This is a genomic window from Sedimenticola sp., from assembly GCF_050289425.1.
Classification (GTDB): domain Bacteria; phylum Pseudomonadota; class Gammaproteobacteria; order Chromatiales; family Chromatiaceae; genus Sedimenticola.
Genome location: NZ_JBNKFS010000003.1, coordinates 82,497 through 98,890, shown reverse-complemented (window position 1 = coordinate 98,890; position 16,394 = coordinate 82,497). Strand labels below are relative to the sequence as shown.

Annotated in this window: 9 protein-coding genes; 5 read left to right on the top strand and 4 right to left on the bottom strand. The window is 50.5% G+C overall.

The features are described 5' to 3' along the window. Positions 1–6 precede the first annotated feature (6 nt). Together ACQY5R_RS02800 and ACQY5R_RS02795 are read right to left on the bottom strand one after the other, a co-directional pair. Positions 7–2,451 carry a hypothetical protein gene (locus ACQY5R_RS02800; RefSeq protein ID WP_428604204.1) on the bottom strand — a complete coding sequence of 815 codons (2,445 nt, stop codon included), beginning with the start codon at positions 2,449–2,451 and terminating at the stop codon, positions 7–9. A 34-nt stretch (positions 2,452–2,485) separates the two neighbouring features. Next, positions 2,486–2,935 (bottom strand): sigma D regulator, encoded by a 450-nt coding sequence (locus ACQY5R_RS02795; RefSeq protein ID WP_428604202.1) that lies wholly within the window; start codon positions 2,933–2,935, stop codon positions 2,486–2,488. Between the two features lie 155 nt (positions 2,936–3,090). Between ACQY5R_RS02795 and ACQY5R_RS02790 the strand changes: the two genes are divergently transcribed. Continuing rightward, positions 3,091–3,600, top strand: coding sequence for a hypothetical protein (locus tag ACQY5R_RS02790; protein ID WP_428604200.1), 510 nt, complete (start codon positions 3,091–3,093; stop codon positions 3,598–3,600). Between the two features lie 7 nt (positions 3,601–3,607). Here ACQY5R_RS02790 and ACQY5R_RS02785 read toward each other — a convergent pair whose 3' ends face one another. After that, positions 3,608–4,663 carry an aminopeptidase gene (locus tag ACQY5R_RS02785; protein ID WP_428604197.1) on the bottom strand — a complete coding sequence of 352 codons (1,056 nt, stop codon included), beginning with the start codon at positions 4,661–4,663 and terminating at the stop codon, positions 3,608–3,610. 57 nt (positions 4,664–4,720) lie between these two features. Here ACQY5R_RS02785 and ACQY5R_RS02780 point away from each other — a divergent pair, with 57 nt between their 5' ends. The 4 genes from ACQY5R_RS02780 (at position 4,721) to ACQY5R_RS02765 (ending at position 13,812) form a co-directional block, all read left to right on the top strand. Next, a complete protein-coding gene (locus ACQY5R_RS02780; RefSeq protein ID WP_428604491.1) occupies positions 4,721–5,938 on the top strand; it encodes a multifunctional CCA addition/repair protein in 1,218 nt (405 codons plus the stop codon). 188 nt (positions 5,939–6,126) lie between these two features. After that, entirely contained in the window at positions 6,127–7,695 is a 1,569-nt protein-coding gene (locus ACQY5R_RS02775) for a serine/threonine protein kinase (RefSeq protein WP_428604195.1), read from the top strand. Positions 7,696–8,304: 609 nt separating this feature from the next. Next, positions 8,305–9,963, top strand: coding sequence for an AAA family ATPase (locus tag ACQY5R_RS02770; RefSeq protein ID WP_428604193.1), 1,659 nt, complete (start codon positions 8,305–8,307; stop codon positions 9,961–9,963). A gap of 93 nt (positions 9,964–10,056) precedes the next feature. Then, positions 10,057–13,812, top strand: a complete 3,756-nt coding sequence (locus tag ACQY5R_RS02765) for a hypothetical protein (RefSeq protein ID WP_428604190.1) — start codon at positions 10,057–10,059, stop codon at positions 13,810–13,812. A 188-nt stretch (positions 13,813–14,000) separates the two neighbouring features. Here ACQY5R_RS02765 and ACQY5R_RS02760 read toward each other — a convergent pair whose 3' ends face one another. Then, entirely contained in the window at positions 14,001–16,349 is a 2,349-nt protein-coding gene (locus ACQY5R_RS02760; RefSeq protein ID WP_428604187.1) for a methyl-accepting chemotaxis protein, read from the bottom strand. Positions 16,350–16,394 lie beyond the last annotated feature (45 nt).

The following is a 16,394-nucleotide window of genomic DNA, read 5'->3' as shown; positions in this document are numbered from 1 at the left end:
GATCGATCAGTGATAGCGGCCGGGAGAAGTGGGCTTGGCCTGCTGAGGCGCCGACACCGCCCCGGATAGCGGACGGCGCCGCTGATTGGCCTGTTTCACCGCATAATCCACCATCTCCGGATCGCTGATCACCTGATAATAACAGCGGCCATCGGCCGCGCGTCGGCCAGACTTCTCGCCATCCCAGACGGTGACCGCCGCTTCGCGAATCACCAGATCGTGCATGTGCCCCTCCAGGTCCGGATAACGGGCCACCAGCAGATGGTCGTTCATGACCCGTTTGCCGCTCTCCAGCTCGACCCGGCGGAATGACAGTTCAGACTTCAGCTTGTAGTAGGCGGGCACGTCCAGCTCAATCCCGTTGACGTTGTAGCGGATCAGTTTATCCGAACTCTCCTTGTTCACCGTTTCGCTCGGGGCCGGCGTCAACACCATCACCCCGCGGCCCAATCGCTTGCCATATTCCGATTTACGTACCGCCGCCGAGCAAGAGGAGAGTTGGTCCGCCCGGTTGATGGCGGGCGAGATCATGATCTCCCGGCCCTCGTCATACAGGAAGGTGGGCGCTTCATCGCTGAAGGCGATACCGAGGCCCAATTCCAGTTCCGGCAGGTCATTCTCGCGGTTTTTGACATTCTGGTTATCCACCACCTGGAGGATCTTGCGGGCCAGACCGCAGGCATGGGATACACAGAGCCACTGATAAGGGGTGTCTTCGTATTCAAAGATACTGAGGATCACCGCATCCCCTTCGATAAACACCTTTTTCGCCCCGTAGTTCTCCAGCAGCTTATTGATCGGTTCAAAGAAATTGAGACTGAAGTGAGAGGCGGGATTGAGATTGCGGTTACGCAGTTCGCTAGTCATGGTGGTGGAGCCGCGTACGTCCGCCTTGATAATCACATGGTTACGGATTCGGTGTTGTTCCGGCTGCAGCTCCTCGCGCAACGGGAACTCCAACAGGCTGCCGTTACGCCGCGAGAGTTCGATATCCTCGGGGCGTATCAGCAAATGGATGCGGCGCATGGCCAGGTGGGCTTGATAGGCCTGTTTCAGATCACGGCGGAACAACGCGAAGTGGCGCAGGAAGCTGAATATTCGCCGCCGCCGGCGAGGAGCCGGCATGCTGCTGATGGTGGAGCGCATGCGATCCAACACCTTGATGACTTGAGCCGGCGCAATCTTGCCCGGCAGATTAGCCAACTTGCGCTGCAGATCGCCTCGGGTCATTCGACCGGCCAGATATTGGCAGAGCAGGCGCACCGGCACCTGCCGGTTCAGCTCCTGGTAAACCAGGGGCCCGGCATGGCAGGCGAGCAGATCGCGCTCAACGCGGCTGCCATGAAAGGCCTTTAATATCTGCTTCATCAGGCGATGATGGAATCCGGGCCACTTGTCATTGTGCCAAGTGGTGCGAAACAGCGGGGCGTCAAAATCGGTGCGGATGGCACCGCCATGTTTCACCGAGTAGACGATACGATCGATATTTTCCGGACTATCCAGCCAGGAGCATTGACCGCTCTGGTATTCCGACGGCTGCAGCGAGCGCTTCAGCAACATCAGGGTTTCGGTATAGCCGATCAGGCCACCCTGCTCCCCGGGGTGACGCTGGGCGGCCGCCTGGATATTGCTGCAGGTGGTATCAAATTGATCGGACGGCTCCACGTTGGCACACCAGGACGGAAGAAACTCGGCAAACAACCCAGTCACCAGACGATTGACCCGGTCAAAGGCATCCGGGTCATCCCGGTCGGTACAGACCAGCGGGTAATGCCCCATCGCCTGCTCGTCGGCCCACAGCGACGGCAGTTGCAGCATCGGATTGAACAGCAGCGGTTTGGGTACCGGCCAGGAACGACCCAGTACCGATTTGCGCAGTTTGCTGAGGCGCATGTTTTCGATTTTGAGGATTTCGCGGAACAGCCGCCGGGTGACCCGATAACGAATCGCCGGCTCGTTTCTCGCCAGCGCCACCAGACGGTCATGCAACTGGACCGAACGACCACTGGATTGATGGTTATCCAGATTCTTGGCGCGCTGCACCTGATTACGCAGGCGGTCGTACTCCTGCCCCACCAGTCGCAGCAGAAATTTCATGACGCCGAACTGCAGCAGCTGCACCATTTCCAGGCGGTTGTACTTTCTGGCCCGATCGACAGTCAGCTCCATCAATCCGGCATACCCCTCGCGCAGGGCCAGGAGATCCTTGTTATCCGGCGGAGGCGGTGGTTCACCCCAGTAGTTTTCCGTCACATCGTGCATCATGGAGCGCCGCACGAACAGTCGGCAACGTTCCATAAACTCTGGGCTCAGGGCGACATCGATGCGGTGGTTGTCAATACCGGTTGGCAACCGATCGAACAGCAGCTTGAACGGTCGCTTCAGTTGCAGCGGCTTGCTGAACTCCTCCGCATCCGGCCGCCAGCGGAACAAGTTGTCGAATCTCTTCACCACGTCGACTCTCAGACTGCCCTCACCGGTCCGCTCATCGCAGCAGCGCCTCGACCAGTTTATCTTCCTGTTCGATGCGGATCGCCAAATCCTCACCCAGAATCGACAGATCCTTGTTTAAGGTATCCAGTGGTTGTATATGATCGCTGAGGTCGTACTTGTCATTAAAGGCGACCGCCAGCTCCGTCACTTCGGAGATCTTCGGAAACGCCGCCTGCGCCACTTTGATCACTTCGCCGCGCCGCTCGTCACCGGAGGTGATCCGGTCAAACACCTCGAAGTGCCCGAACGCGACATAGTCGATCAGCAGTTGGCAGAAATCCCGCAATAGCTGTTTTTCCGGCTTGTCCGGACTAAATGATTCGATACCGGCCAGTTTGCAGTACAGCACCAGCATCCGCTGACGCTCGTCCAACCACTTATCGACCATCTCCTTTGTCCGGGTGCGGCGATCCCCGGCGCCACTGTGCTCTATTGATCCCATTTTCCGACCTTTATTATCTGTTTATGTGCGAAAAGGTCTCCTAAGATAAACACCATTTCGCACAACAGGCAAGTTTCTCTATGCCCTTGATAATACAAATGGAAATTTCTGATAAACTGAGTCCCGTGCCGGGTGCTGCTAACAGGGTGATGTAGGTGACGACAAAACGGCTATTTCGACTGCTGATTCTACTGGCTCTGCTGCCACTGCCGGTTTCCGCGCTCGACTACCCCAATCGCTACAACAACCTGGCCGAAACGCTGTTCGATATGATGGATGCCTTCTCCTCGGCCTACCAGAGAAAGCTGCACCAGCGGGACGGTTACGGCGCTCCGTACGGCCTACCCGGTTACGCACCCTATCCCGGTACACCCTACCCGCCTTATGCCGGCCCCGTCGCGCCGCGACCGGGATTCATCCTGAACGGCAGCTGGCAGGGCGAGAGCGGAGAGATCCTGGTAATCCAGAATGAGCTGTTCAGGATCTACCTGGATCGCGACAGTTTTCGTGATGGCCGATTGGCACAGGTCGCGCCGCAGATGATCATCTTGCAGGATATCGCCAGCGGACAAGAGCGACCCTATGAATTTGCCGAATCCGAGGGACGTCTGCTGATGCGTGATCCGGCCGGCAACCTGTTGCGTTACATCCGTATCGGCTGGTGACCCCCGCTTACGGATCGGCGGCCTGGAGCAACGCCTGCAACCGCTGTTCCCGCTGCGGTGACGGCAACTCACCCAGCGCCCGGCTCGCTGCGTAAAACCCCGCCAGATCGCCGCCGGCCTGCTTAAGCAATTGCTGGAAAGCCGGCACCCAGGCTTCATAGGTGGCGATGGATGCCAGATAGGCATTGTTCAGATCATGGCTGAACCAGCCGTCAAAACCGGCGTATCCCCCCCACTGCTGTTTCAGTTGCTGATAGCGCTCCCGCAACTGCTCAAACAGACGCGCCTTGCGCTGCCCCATCGACGGCTCATCCAATGGCTGCCGATAGAGCCGATCCAGCTCATCCCGCACGGCCAGCAGCAGATCGATAAACTGCCCTTCCCGCTGGCGCGACAACTGCCAGCGGCTTAATGCCGCATCGTCCCGCCCATTGAGCCAGCGCTTCACCCCTTCCTGCTCCACCAGGCTGGCAAACGCTTCGTTAAAGGCGCTGTCATTTTTCACGTAGAGCTGCTGATGAGCCAGTTCGTGGAAGATCAGGCCAGCCACTTGCGCTTCAGGCCAATCGATCACCGTGCTGGGAAGCGGATCATCAAACCAGCCCAGGGTGGAATAGGCTGGTACCGGCAACACCGCCACATCCCATCCCTGCTGTTGTAACGTGGCGGCATAGGTTTCCGCGTCGTTCTGGGAGAAATAGCCCCGATAGCTGGCACACCCGATAAACAGGTAGCACCACTGCTTGGGCTGGATGGAAAACGCCGGCGCCGCCACCACGCTCCAGACCACCGCCTTTCGTCCCAACGCCGCATAACTGCGATAACTGTTGTTATCCGGTAGCCCCAGCCCCTCGGTGGCAAAGGTGCGCATCGCCACCACCCGCTGCAACTTCCGCTTTATGGGAGGTGGTGTATCCGGATCCTGCAATAATTGGTTAATGGGACGCCGCTGCCCCATCAGTTGCAGATGTCCGCCTATGGACTGGCTATAATAGCCCAGGCTGCTGCAGCCCTGCAGAAGGGTCAGCAAGGCCAGTAAAAGCCAGCGGTAACGCCAGGCCATCACGGTTTTAACAGAGGTTTCGGCTGAGTCATCATGAGCGATTCTAGCACCTTCGGCATGCATACCTATCTGGTAGGTGGTGCGGTGCGTGATCAATTGCTCGGTCTGCCGATCTGCGATCGCGACTGGCTGGTGACCGGGGTGACCGCCGAACAGCTGATCGCCCGGGGGTATCGCCAGGTGGGACAGGATTTTCCGGTCTTCCTGCACCCCCAAAACGCCGAAGAGTATGCCCTGCCCCGGGGTGACGGCGGCGACAAAAGCGAACAGGCCCAGGTCTGTGATGACCTGGTTCAGCGGGATCTCACCATCAATGCCATCGCCCTTTCGGAAGATGGCCGCTATATCGACCCGCTGAACGGCCGCCAGGATCTGCAGGCACGCCTGCTTCGTCATACCCCCACCTTTCGCCACGACCCGATTCGGGTGCTGCGTCTGGCCCGTTTCGCCGCCCGACTCGAACCGCTCGGATTTCAACTGGCGGACGAGACCCGACAACTGGTCAGACAGATGGCGGCGGATGGTGAGCTGGATCAACTGGTGCCGGAGCGGGTCTGGTCAGAGATCGTCCGGGCGCTGCAGGCGCCTGACCCCGCCATTTTCTTTGAAACCCTGCGCGACCTCGGGGCCCTGCAACCCATTCTGCCGGAGCTGGACCGGTTGTTCGGCGTACTCCAGCCGGCACGCCATCATCCCGAGATCGATACCGGCGTTCACTGCCTGATGGTACTGCGCCAGGCGTGCGCTCTCAGCCCGGAACCGGAAACCCGGCTGGCGGCCCTGCTGCATGACCTCGGCAAGGGCACCACACCGAAAGCCGAATGGCCGAGTCACCATGGACACGAACAGCGCGGAGCCAAACTGGTTGATCGACTCTGCGAGCGACTGCGTATCCCCAACCGCGCCCGAGACCTGTGCCGACTGGTGGCCGAGTACCACACCCACTGCCATCGCGCCTTCGAGCTGAAACCGGCCACCCTGTTGCGCACCCTGCAAAAACTGGATGCGCTACGCCGTCACGAACGACTCGACCAATTTCTGCTCGCCTGCGAAGCGGATGCCCGGGGCCGATTGGGATTTGAACAACAAGCCTACCCCCAGGCCGACTACTTCAAAGCGGTCCAACAGGCCGCCGCCGCAGTCGACACGGCCACCCTGGCAGGCCGGGCCGATAATCAGCAAATGATTCCGGAGATCATCTTCCAGGCCCGCAGCCGGGCCATCGCGGAGGCAAAAAAGCGCTGGCAGAGGGCGGAAAACCACGCAGAAAGGTGAATCGGTCCTCAATTTTCAGGGTTGCCGGACGACACAGACAGTTAGAGGGGTAACCTTCTTCCTGCTAAACACCCGGTGACCCCGACACATCCCGTCACCTGAGCAGAAAGAGGCGTGAATACCTATTTTTTCGTTAATGCCTATGCCTACCGAGTCACGGCCGCATGCAAACAGAGGTTCCAGCCGCTATGAATCGTAGCCTGCAGATCGAAGTGCCCGGCTACCGTATCGAGCGCATCCTCGGTAAGGGAGGCATGGCCACGGTCTATCTCGCCACGCAGATGTCGCTGGGCCGACCCGTGGCGCTGAAGGTGTTGCACGATCCGGACACCCCACAGTTTTTTGAACGCTTCTTCAACGAAGGACGTTGCATCGCCCGTCTTAATCACAGCAATCTGATCGCCATCTTCGACATCGGCCAGGGGGACGGTTTCTACTACATCGCCATGGAGTACCTGCCTGGCGGAGACCTGAAATCACGTATTGTGCAGGGGATCAAACCGGCCCAAGCGCTGAAGATTCTGGGTCGTCTGGCCGGCTGCCTCGCCTACGTGCACGGTGAAGGGGTGATCCATCGCGATATCAAGCCGTCCAATATCCTGTTCCGCAACGACGGCTCCCCGGTGCTCACCGATTTCGGCATCGCCAAACTGATCCAAACCGACAATGACCTCACCGTCACCGGCACCGTGATGGGCAGCCCCCATTACCTGAGTCCGGAGTTGGCCCAGGGCATCCGTCGGGTCGATGGGCGATCCGACCTCTACAGCCTGGGCATCATCCTCTATGAGATGCTCACCGGCAGAAAGCCCTACACCGCCGACAGTTTTGCCGCCACCCTGATGGCCCACATCCAGAAGCCGTTACCGCAACTGCCGGAGCAGTTTGCCAGTCTGCAACCGGTACTGGACAAACTGCTGGCAAAAAAACCGGAAGACCGCTTTCAGAGCGGTGCCGAACTGGCCATGACCCTACAGTCGCTACGCGGCAAAATCCGTTCCGATAAAAGACCCCTTTTCGATACACCCACGGAACAGGAACCGCCCCCGGAGACGCTCGCGCTGGAGACAACCAACGGCACATCCAAAAAGCGTTTTCGCTGGCCGCTCTTGGTGGGCTTGGGACTGATCGTGCTATTGGGCGCGCTCGGCCTCCGGCAATTGACCTCCGACGATGAAGCGGAGCAGGCCGCCGCCGCACTCCCCGACAAGACAACCAACGTAGAACCGATTGCCGTCGTCGCACCCGCCGCACCACAGATTGAGGAGCCTGCCGAGCCGGTGGTCACCGAAGCGGTCGCCGCGGACAACCCCGACACAGAGCCAAAACCGGAAGCGGAACCAGAAACCGAAGTGGCCACCGCGCCCGTCAGCACAGCGCCGGCCCACGAAGACAAGCGCATCTCAAAGATCGACGACCTGCTGGCGAAAGCACAAAGCCAACTCGCCTCAGACCATCTCAGCTACCCCGCCAACAGCAGTGCCCGTTTCTATTACAACGCCGTGCTGAAGCAAGACCCGGACAACCGGGCAGCGCTACGCGGACTGGATAAAATCGCCGACCGCTACGCCGACTTGGCCCAGACAAAACTGGAGAAAGGTCACCAACTGCGAGCCCGCCGCTATATCACCCAAGGGCTCGACATCCGTCCCCAACATGAGCGTTTGATCCGCTTGATGAATCAGCTCAACCGCCCGACACCACCCGCCTCGAGTAACGATATCTTTGATCAGCTCAACCCTGATTCTGATCGCTGACTGTTTCTACAATACATAAACAGGGCGTGTATACAACTAAAAGCCATTTAGAAAGCGCAGTCCTTTTACTCATCCATAATCTGCGTTAACACAACAAGCGAAAAACACAAGTAACACTACTACCAAAGAAAACAATAAATAGCGCAAATCGGAACACTTCTTCGCAATCGTTCAGCGAGTTGATTGGCATAGCGCGCATGACTACCTCCACTTTCAAACACTGGACACGAGCTGACGGATCGAAATGCTAGATGCTAGTATTGATGCCACATACCAGTCATCGTGCCCAAATTACGTGCGGATGTAATGAGATTTCAGCTCAGATAACCGATAAACGGCCAACACGTATATTCGAGCTCTCCTCCTGAAGGCTGCTTCCGACATGAAGCGGACACTCAGTTTGTGATTGTTCAACCAGGATGCCGGCTGATACACTCAGGGACATTAAGGAATAAGCTTCTATTGGCGGGATGATGCCTCACTCCATAATTATCCCAAAACATAGAACATGGACAGAATAATGTGTCGGAATCGTCAATATATTCTACAGCTGTATATTGCGCCGGATGTGCGGGCCGTATAAACAGCGCTGCGTGAGTAGAGAAGAATATGGAAATTACTAGCATCAAACTTGAGCGATTCAAGCGGGTTGAAAGAGTCGAGATAGAACTGGGTGATATCAATATCCTAGTAGGCTCTAATAATTCAGGTAAAAGTAGCATGCTTCAAGGTATTCACTTTTCCGCAGGAGCTGCAGTCGCTGCCCGACGACTGGATCGCGTAACTTTCACTCAACAATCTTTGCTCTATTGTCCTTCGAAAAATTTCGTAGACCTTCGAAATGGAGCTCCGTATCAAAATCAATCTGCCTTCGGATACCTACGAGTTCGCGGCATAGAAAATGACGACGAAGACACTTACACGGTCCGTGTTTACCGAGGAAGAAATGAGGGAAATGTTGGCTGCGAACGTAGCGGTAATCCAACAATCGGAGGAATGGTTACCGCCTTTATTCCCCCGTTTTCTGTATATGTTCCTGGGCTTGCTGGTATACCTGAAATAGAGGAATTTCGCTCAGAAAGCGTCGTCCGTAAGGGAGTGGCAAGCGGTGATGCCAATCTGTATCTGAGAAACGTACTGCTGCTCATAAAACGGAAAAAGTTGTTGTCTGAATTGACGCAACTTATGAAGTTAATATTTTCAAACTTTAACATTGAAATTAACTTCGACCCAGTCCATGACAGTCATATTGATTGCCTGGTAAGAGCTGGAGCAATCTCGAAGAAAACACCAATTGAATTAATTGGAACCGGCGTCCTACAAGCGCTACAGATATTTTCATATGCAACTTTGTTTAAACCAAAATTGCTATTGCTCGATGAGCCCGATTCTCACCTTCACCCAGACAATCAAGGATTGCTAGCCGAATCTTTCCTTGCGCTTGTAGAACGATTAGAAACAAAAATTATTGTTTCAACGCATAGCAGACATCTTGTGGAGGCCTTATACGGTGAATCCAATTTCGTTTGGATGAAGAACGGAAAAATACAGGAGCAAGGAAATGACCTGAGCAAGGTGCCTATACTGATGGATATAGGTGCATTAGATAGTTTTGACAACCTAATTAATGGGACTATCAACAGCGTTATATTAACTGAGGACACGAACTTAGCGTATATACGTCAATTGGCCGAGTCATCGGGATTTGATATGGCTAAAACGAGCGTATATTCCTACAAGGCTTCCTCTAATCTGAATTCCGCTTTCATGCTAAGTGAATTTATTTTGGAGGCAGCACCAAACACTAAGGTAATCGTTCATGTCGACAACGACTTTCTAACAGACGACGAAATAGAAAAACTGAAAAACAAGATCGAGTCATGTGGCGCACATGCATTTATAACCGAAGGATCTGATATTGAGAGTTATTTTGTTGAACCTGGGCATATTGCCAAATTGCTTGGCGAAGAACAAGAACAGATTGAAGAATGGCTCAACGAACTCGCTCTTTCTAAACACAACAAGCTCACTCATAAATTCTCTCGCAAGCGGGACGAGGCCAAAAGGAAGCTATACAAAAATGCAAATGCCCCAGACACTTTGGCGTTAATGGGCGACCAAGTTCCATTACCGTCAAATAAGCGGCTAGGTAAGTTCATGTTATCGCTAGTACGATCGTCGATGCACGCACGCTTTGGTAAAGAAGTGAATTTGCTGGCGAACTCTGATTATCTTTATTCGGATTTTTTGCAGGACATCGTGCAATAACCATACACAAATTACATTTATCCGGCGCCAGGCTTTCTCTGTGAGTCGTGGCGTTACACACTTAAATTTACCTGATATGTCAGCGCGAACGTAATGGCAAAAATAAATCAAATTCAAAATGCTTTGAAAGAGCTAGATGGTGGAGCATTTCAAAAACTTGCGGATTCTTATTTATTAAATAAAGGTTATCCGCAAATCAATCCTATTGGTTCTATTGCCGGGAGCAACAAGGTCAGAAAGGGAACGCCAGATACCTTAATACCAGCTAACGATGGAAAGTATATATTTGGTGAATACACAACGATATCTAGTGACAAAGTATATAGCAAATTCTCCGACGATATAGCAAAGTGTCTAGATGAAGACAAGACAGGCATAGCAACTGCCAAAATAAAAGAGATTGTGTTGTGTTACACATCGGATTTATCCGCGGAGGAAATTGATAATTTACGAGAACAGTGTGAAGAGTTTAAATTAAATCTAAATCTATTTGGTTTGGGAGCTATATCGTATGATTTGTTAGAAAAGTATCCTGGAATTGCTAAAGATTATCTTGGTATTGAAGTAGATACCGGTCAAATTGTAACTCTCGACAAGTTTGTCACGCAATATGAAAGGAACAAATTAACCACGACACTACAAACCGAATTTCACTTTAGGGAAGATGAAAAAAATGAGTTGCTATCCTTAGTTCAAGGCAGCAACTTAGTTATTATCTCAGGGCAAGCTGGAGTGGGTAAATCGAGAATCGCTATTGAATTTTACAGACAATTCATTTCGGAAAATAAGTCATACAAAGCCTTCTGTATATTTAATCAAGGAATTGATTTATTCGAAGATATTAAGTCATACTTTTCTGATTCAGGTGATTTTCTTATTTTTGTGGATGATGCTAATCGCGTAAGTGGCTTTCAGTATATCGTTCATCTATTACAAACAAAACGTAGCGACCAGACCTTCAAAATTCTCGCTACCGTTAGAGATTACGCTTTAGATAAAATTAAAGAAATTTGTCAGCCTATAGGTGGCGTCGCTGAGATAACAATAGATCCACTTACTGATGAAGAAATTAAAAAACTCTTACAAGATGAGTTCAAAATAAACAACCATCTATTTCTGGATAGAATAGTCGGTATCGCTCAAGGAAATCCACGTATATCAGTAATGGCAGCGCAAGTTGCCAAAGAAAGCAATACGCTTGAAAGTATAAGTGACGTTACAGAACTATATGACAAATATTACTCATCAATAAAGGCAGATCTTGATACTCTTGAAGACAGAGATATTTTAAAAGTAGTCGGAATCGTAGCATTCTTTAGAAGCGTTGATAGGACAAATGATATTCTCAGGTCAAATATAGAGAACGTATTTGGGATCTCTGCAGATAATTTTTGGGAGGAATCAAAGAAACTTCATGACATGGAAGTTTTGGATATGTTTGAAAATGAAGTAGTCAAAGTATCAGACCAAGTTCTTTCTACATATCTTTTCTATCTTGTGTTTTTCAAGGAAAAACTGATTGATTTCTCAACACTGATAAATGAGTTATTTCCCAAGTATAAACAACGACTCATTGATGCTATAAACCCAATACTCAACACCTTTAATTTTGATGAAATTAAGAAGGTTATGGAGCCAGATGTTGACAAAGCTTGGAGCAAAATGCAGGGCGGTGATGAAAATAATTTCCTGCAATTAATTGATGTATTTTGGTTTTTGAAGCCAACGGACACTCTTATCTACATACAGGATAAAATTAGTAGCATAAACAATTCAGGTATTGATCTGGAGAATATAAAATTCGAATCTGATCCAAATACATCTTTACCTGAATTTCTTTCAACACTCTCGCTGTTTAGATATCTCGATGGAAATCAGAGCAGGCTGTCATTAGACCTATTTTTTCAGTATGCAGAAAAGCAGCCAAATGATACACCGAAAATACTTCATTGCCTCACTGACAGATACGGTTTTCAACCAGACTCATACAGTTATGATTACTATATCCAACATGGAGTAATTGACAAATTACTAGAATATAGTGACTCAGGACGAAATGAGTATTTCACTAGATTATTTATAGCTTTGGTAGAGAATTATCTGCGCACCCATTTTTCTTGCGCCAAATCCGGCAGGGCGCACACAATAACTTTTACGCAATTTGATTTGATTGAATCTAAAAGCCTGCGCAACCTTCGTGAGAAAATTTTAAGACAGTTATTCGATTTATTTAAGAATAAAGGATACCAAAAACACATCCTTAAATTGTTGATAGCTCACACACAGTCAGGCCGAAATGTTTCCGTTGCTGGTATTGTCGAAGATGACTCAAAACTCATATTACCTTTCTTTATCAGTGCGCTTGACCCAAGTGATATCTATCATTGTATTGTAGTCCAAAAATATTTGAAATTGTTAAAGCGACTTGATATCAAAACAAAAAAAACGCTAAAGGAAAAGTTTCGGTCGCAAGAATATATGCTTTATGACCTGTTAACAAATAAACTAGAAAGGATTGAGTTAAAGCTTAGCCATGATGCGTATAGAGAATACAAAAACAAGAAAATAGATACATTAACTGCCTCATATTCAGAGGATGACTATAACAAAATACTTCATCAGCTTTATAAAATCCAGAAAACACTTGAAGGATATTCGCAGTGGCAAATAAATCAGGGAATACTTTCCATACTAGAAAATTTTTTAGCACGCGATGCTATACAATCATGTAATGTTATCAAGCACTACCTTTGGCAAGGAGACTATCTGGAAATAAGCCCTTGGATTGTTATGTACAATATGTTACGTAGATGTGAAGCAACAAAAGTTTTTGATGTAATAAATACTCCTGAATATTCAACAAAAGACAGATGGCTTTTCAGTTACTACCAGAATCTTCCTAGCCACGAAGTTCAAAAAGAACATTTGGATGCGTTATGTGAATTGTACGAAAATTCAGATAATAAGTATTTCATTAATGAAATTGATTATCTCTTAAAATATGAAGCGATAAAAAAAGGCTTTATCGCTGAAATTATTGCGATTATTATAAGAAGAGCAAGTAGCGCTTCGGAGTACGCCCTCTCAATTTCTCAGCTCCTTAATCCACATACTGAGATATATAAAAATATACACTCTGTATTTTCTGGCAATTTTTCATTGCTTGAGGATGCATATATAGCGATAGATAAAGTTGATCATCATGCTGACTACAATGGAAGTTTTTTAACAATGCTTCTCGATAATGATCAAACATTCATTGATAGATATCTTGAGGAAAAATTCTCAAGAAAAGATTACCTAAGCCATCACGATGATAGTCGTGACTATTCATTCATATGGATGCGCGAGGACTTCGCCAGTGTTATGGAACGAATCACATCAGTTGTTTTTGAGCAGGAACGCAAGAGGAAATGCTTTGGTTATTATGAATCTTTTTTCAACAAGAGCGTAAACCCTCAAACCGACAATTCAATATTGAACAAACAAAACAAATATATTATTAATGAGATCGAAACGAAATTTAATAACAATAAGTATATGTGCTTCTTATTTTCAGTAGTTTCCGGGTTTTCATTGGAAAGGAAATTGGTCTTTTATAAATCATTCTTAGATAAGAACAAAAGTTTTGATGATTTTAAAGAAATTCCCTATGAGCCAATTATTTCATCCTGGTCTGAAAGCGCCGTACCGATGCTGCAAGAAAAAATAGATTTTCTTGAGGAAATTGTGCAGCTATGTAATTCTGTCGAGCTCCTAAAGCATAGACAATTTTTGGAACAAAGAATTCAAGAAATACGCAATCGAATTCAGAAAGAAAAAAAAAGAGACTTTATCAAAGAGGATTAATGCACATATAACTATTCACTCATTCAGACGCTGGCTGCACTTTGATTGCGCCGCACAGCTAGGTCGCTGACTCTATTGATTTAATAAATATCAGCCCATGTCTATCTTTCTCTACACATCCATCCTTTACTCCATAAAAAAAGCGCCTCCTTTTCAGGAGACGCTTTGATCATCAGACAAAACAAAAACTAAATCTTAAACTGCCCAACAATACGCTGCAGTTGTCCCGCAAGATTGTTCAGCCCTTCACTGGCGGAGGCGGTCTGCTGTGCACCCCTTGCGGTGTGCTCGCTGATTTCGTTGATACCCACCACGTTGCGGTTGATCTCTTCCGCCACCACGCTCTGCTCTTCCGCTGCGCTGGCGATCTGGGTATTCATGTCGCTGATTTGATTGATGGCGTTTGTGATGGATTCCAGCACTTCGCCGGTACGCACCGCGAAGTCGGTACCCTTTCGCGCCTGGGTGTTGGTTTCATCCATCGCCTTTACTGCTTCTTTAGAAGCCGCCTGCAGGCGTTCAATCATCTCTTGAATCTCTTGCGTCGACTGTTGGGTACGGGAAGCCAATGTGCGGACTTCATCCGCCACCACGGCAAATCCACGGCCCTGCTCGCCGGCCCGCGCCGCTTCGATAGCCGCGTTCAACGCCAGCAAATTGGTCTGCTCGGCAATGTTGCGGATCACGTCCAGGACGCCGCCAATCTCGACGCTATCCTGCTCCAGCCTACCGATCACACCGGCGGCTTGTTCAACCGTCGCTGAAAGGTGATGAATGGTTGCAATGCTTTCATCCACCGTACCCTTGCCTTCGGTCGCTTCGTTCCTCGCCTGCATAGCCGAATTGGCGGCGGACTCGGCGTTCTTCGCCACTTCCTGTACCGTCGCGGCCATCTGGTTGGTGGCTGTCGCGGCCTGTTCGGTCTGCACTTGCTGATTGCCGATGCCGTCCCGTGTCTCTTCCGACACCTTGGATAGCTGCTCGGCGGAGACCGACAGATTCTGTGTCACGCTGTTCAGCTCGCCCACCACGCCCTGCATCTTATCCAGGAAGCGGTTGAACCAGCCAGCCAGTTCACCCAGTTCATCTTTGCTGCGATCATCCAAGCGGCGGGTCAAGTCACCCTCGCCCTCGGCGATATCCTTCACCGCATCCACGGTGCTCTGGATCGGCCGCACGATCAGGCCGGTAAAGACCCAGCCAATTAATGCGCCAACAACAAACACCACTACGGCAATGCCAATAGCCACGCCGGCAATGGTACTCTTCAGCGATTCGACAGAACGGAATGCCTCTTCCGTATTCATCTTGGCGATAACCGCCCACTTGAATCCGGAGATGCTTAACGGCGCGTAGGCGGTCAGCACATCCACACCACGGTAATCCGTGTACAGCGCCACACCCGACTCACCCGCCAGCGCCGCCTCGGAAGCCTTTGATTTCAACTGCTGCACCCCGATACCTGAATGCTTGGCTTTTACCTTGGCCACCTGTTCCGCCGACATACCGGACTTACTCAGGCTATCCAGATAGCCCGCTTCATTTTCTATCTGGAAGCGGCTGTCGCTACGCAGCGTGTAGTCGCCGCCGACGATAAAGCTTTCACCCGACTCACCCAGTCCGACATCGGCCCATTTATGTTCATGGGTCATCACCGCTGAAATACGTTCGGCTGAAAGTTGGAAAATCAATACACCGATGCGCTTGCCGCGCGTGAACACCGGCGAGGCGACAAAGGCGGTTTGATTATTATAGGAGGGGGCATAGGCGGAAAAATCGGTCATGGCAATAAAGCCGGGCTCTTCCGATTCATTGGCTTTTTTGAACACCTCGGCCAGCGCAGTTCCCGCAAAGGGCCCATCCAGCAACGAGGTGGCGTAGTCGACTTTCTTGGCCACCGAATAGATCACATCGCCGGTCTTGGCATCGACCAGGAAGATATCCTCATACCCGAAGCGCTCCTGATAATCCCGTAATGAACCGTGGAATCGCTTGTGCATTACCTCATACAAAGAGCCGTCTTCCGGGGTGATCAACTTGCTCTTTTCACCCAACGGATTGGGGTTGGCGGTAATATAGGAGTTCTGCAGCGTAATGCCGGTGCCACTCAGCTTCTCCACCCACTGTCCGGCATCGATAGTAGCCCCGCCGTTCTGCTTCTTGTACTCATCCATAAACGGCCCGGTATACAGGGCCACCAGATCCTGACGCATCTTATCCAGTTTGGCTTTTCCCGCGTCGCCGGTCGCTTCGACGCTGCTCTGATAGAGGCGATAGGCGTTCGGCAGCGAATTCAAGGCATCGATAATCATCCGGTTGTCAGACAGGGTGACGATCTGCGCCTGCACCCTGGAAAAATAATTTTCGATCGCTTTTTGCGTACTGTTCCTAAGCGCGATCATCTGATTCTGCGCTTTGGTTTCCAACGCCTCACGTCCATTGTCTACGGCGACCCACCCCAGTACGGCGCTGACGATCACCACGGGGATGAGCATCAGCAGACTGGCGCCTACAGTCAGTTTGGTTTTGATCTTCATAGTTAAAAATGTCCCAACCGGCAAGCCGGATTGTTCACCAGGTAT

Bases quoted from the DNA above. Each gene is read 5' to 3' on its own strand.
- ACQY5R_RS02770 (WP_428604193.1), top strand. From the start codon at position 8,305: ATGGAAATTACTAGCATCAAACTTGAGCGATTCAAGCGGGTTGAAAGA.
- ACQY5R_RS02775 (WP_428604195.1), top strand. From the start codon at position 6,127: ATGAATCGTAGCCTGCAGATCGAAGTGCCCGGCTACCGTATCGAGCGC.
- ACQY5R_RS02765 (WP_428604190.1), top strand. From the start codon at position 10,057: ATGGCAAAAATAAATCAAATTCAAAATGCTTTGAAAGAGCTAGATGGT.
- ACQY5R_RS02780 (WP_428604491.1), top strand. From the start codon at position 4,721: ATGCATACCTATCTGGTAGGTGGTGCGGTGCGTGATCAATTGCTCGGT.
- ACQY5R_RS02785 (WP_428604197.1), bottom strand. From the start codon at position 4,663: ATGGCCTGGCGTTACCGCTGGCTTTTACTGGCCTTGCTGACCCTTCTG.
- ACQY5R_RS02795 (WP_428604202.1), bottom strand. From the start codon at position 2,935: ATGGGATCAATAGAGCACAGTGGCGCCGGGGATCGCCGCACCCGGACA.
- ACQY5R_RS02760 (WP_428604187.1), bottom strand. From the start codon at position 16,349: ATGAAGATCAAAACCAAACTGACTGTAGGCGCCAGTCTGCTGATGCTC.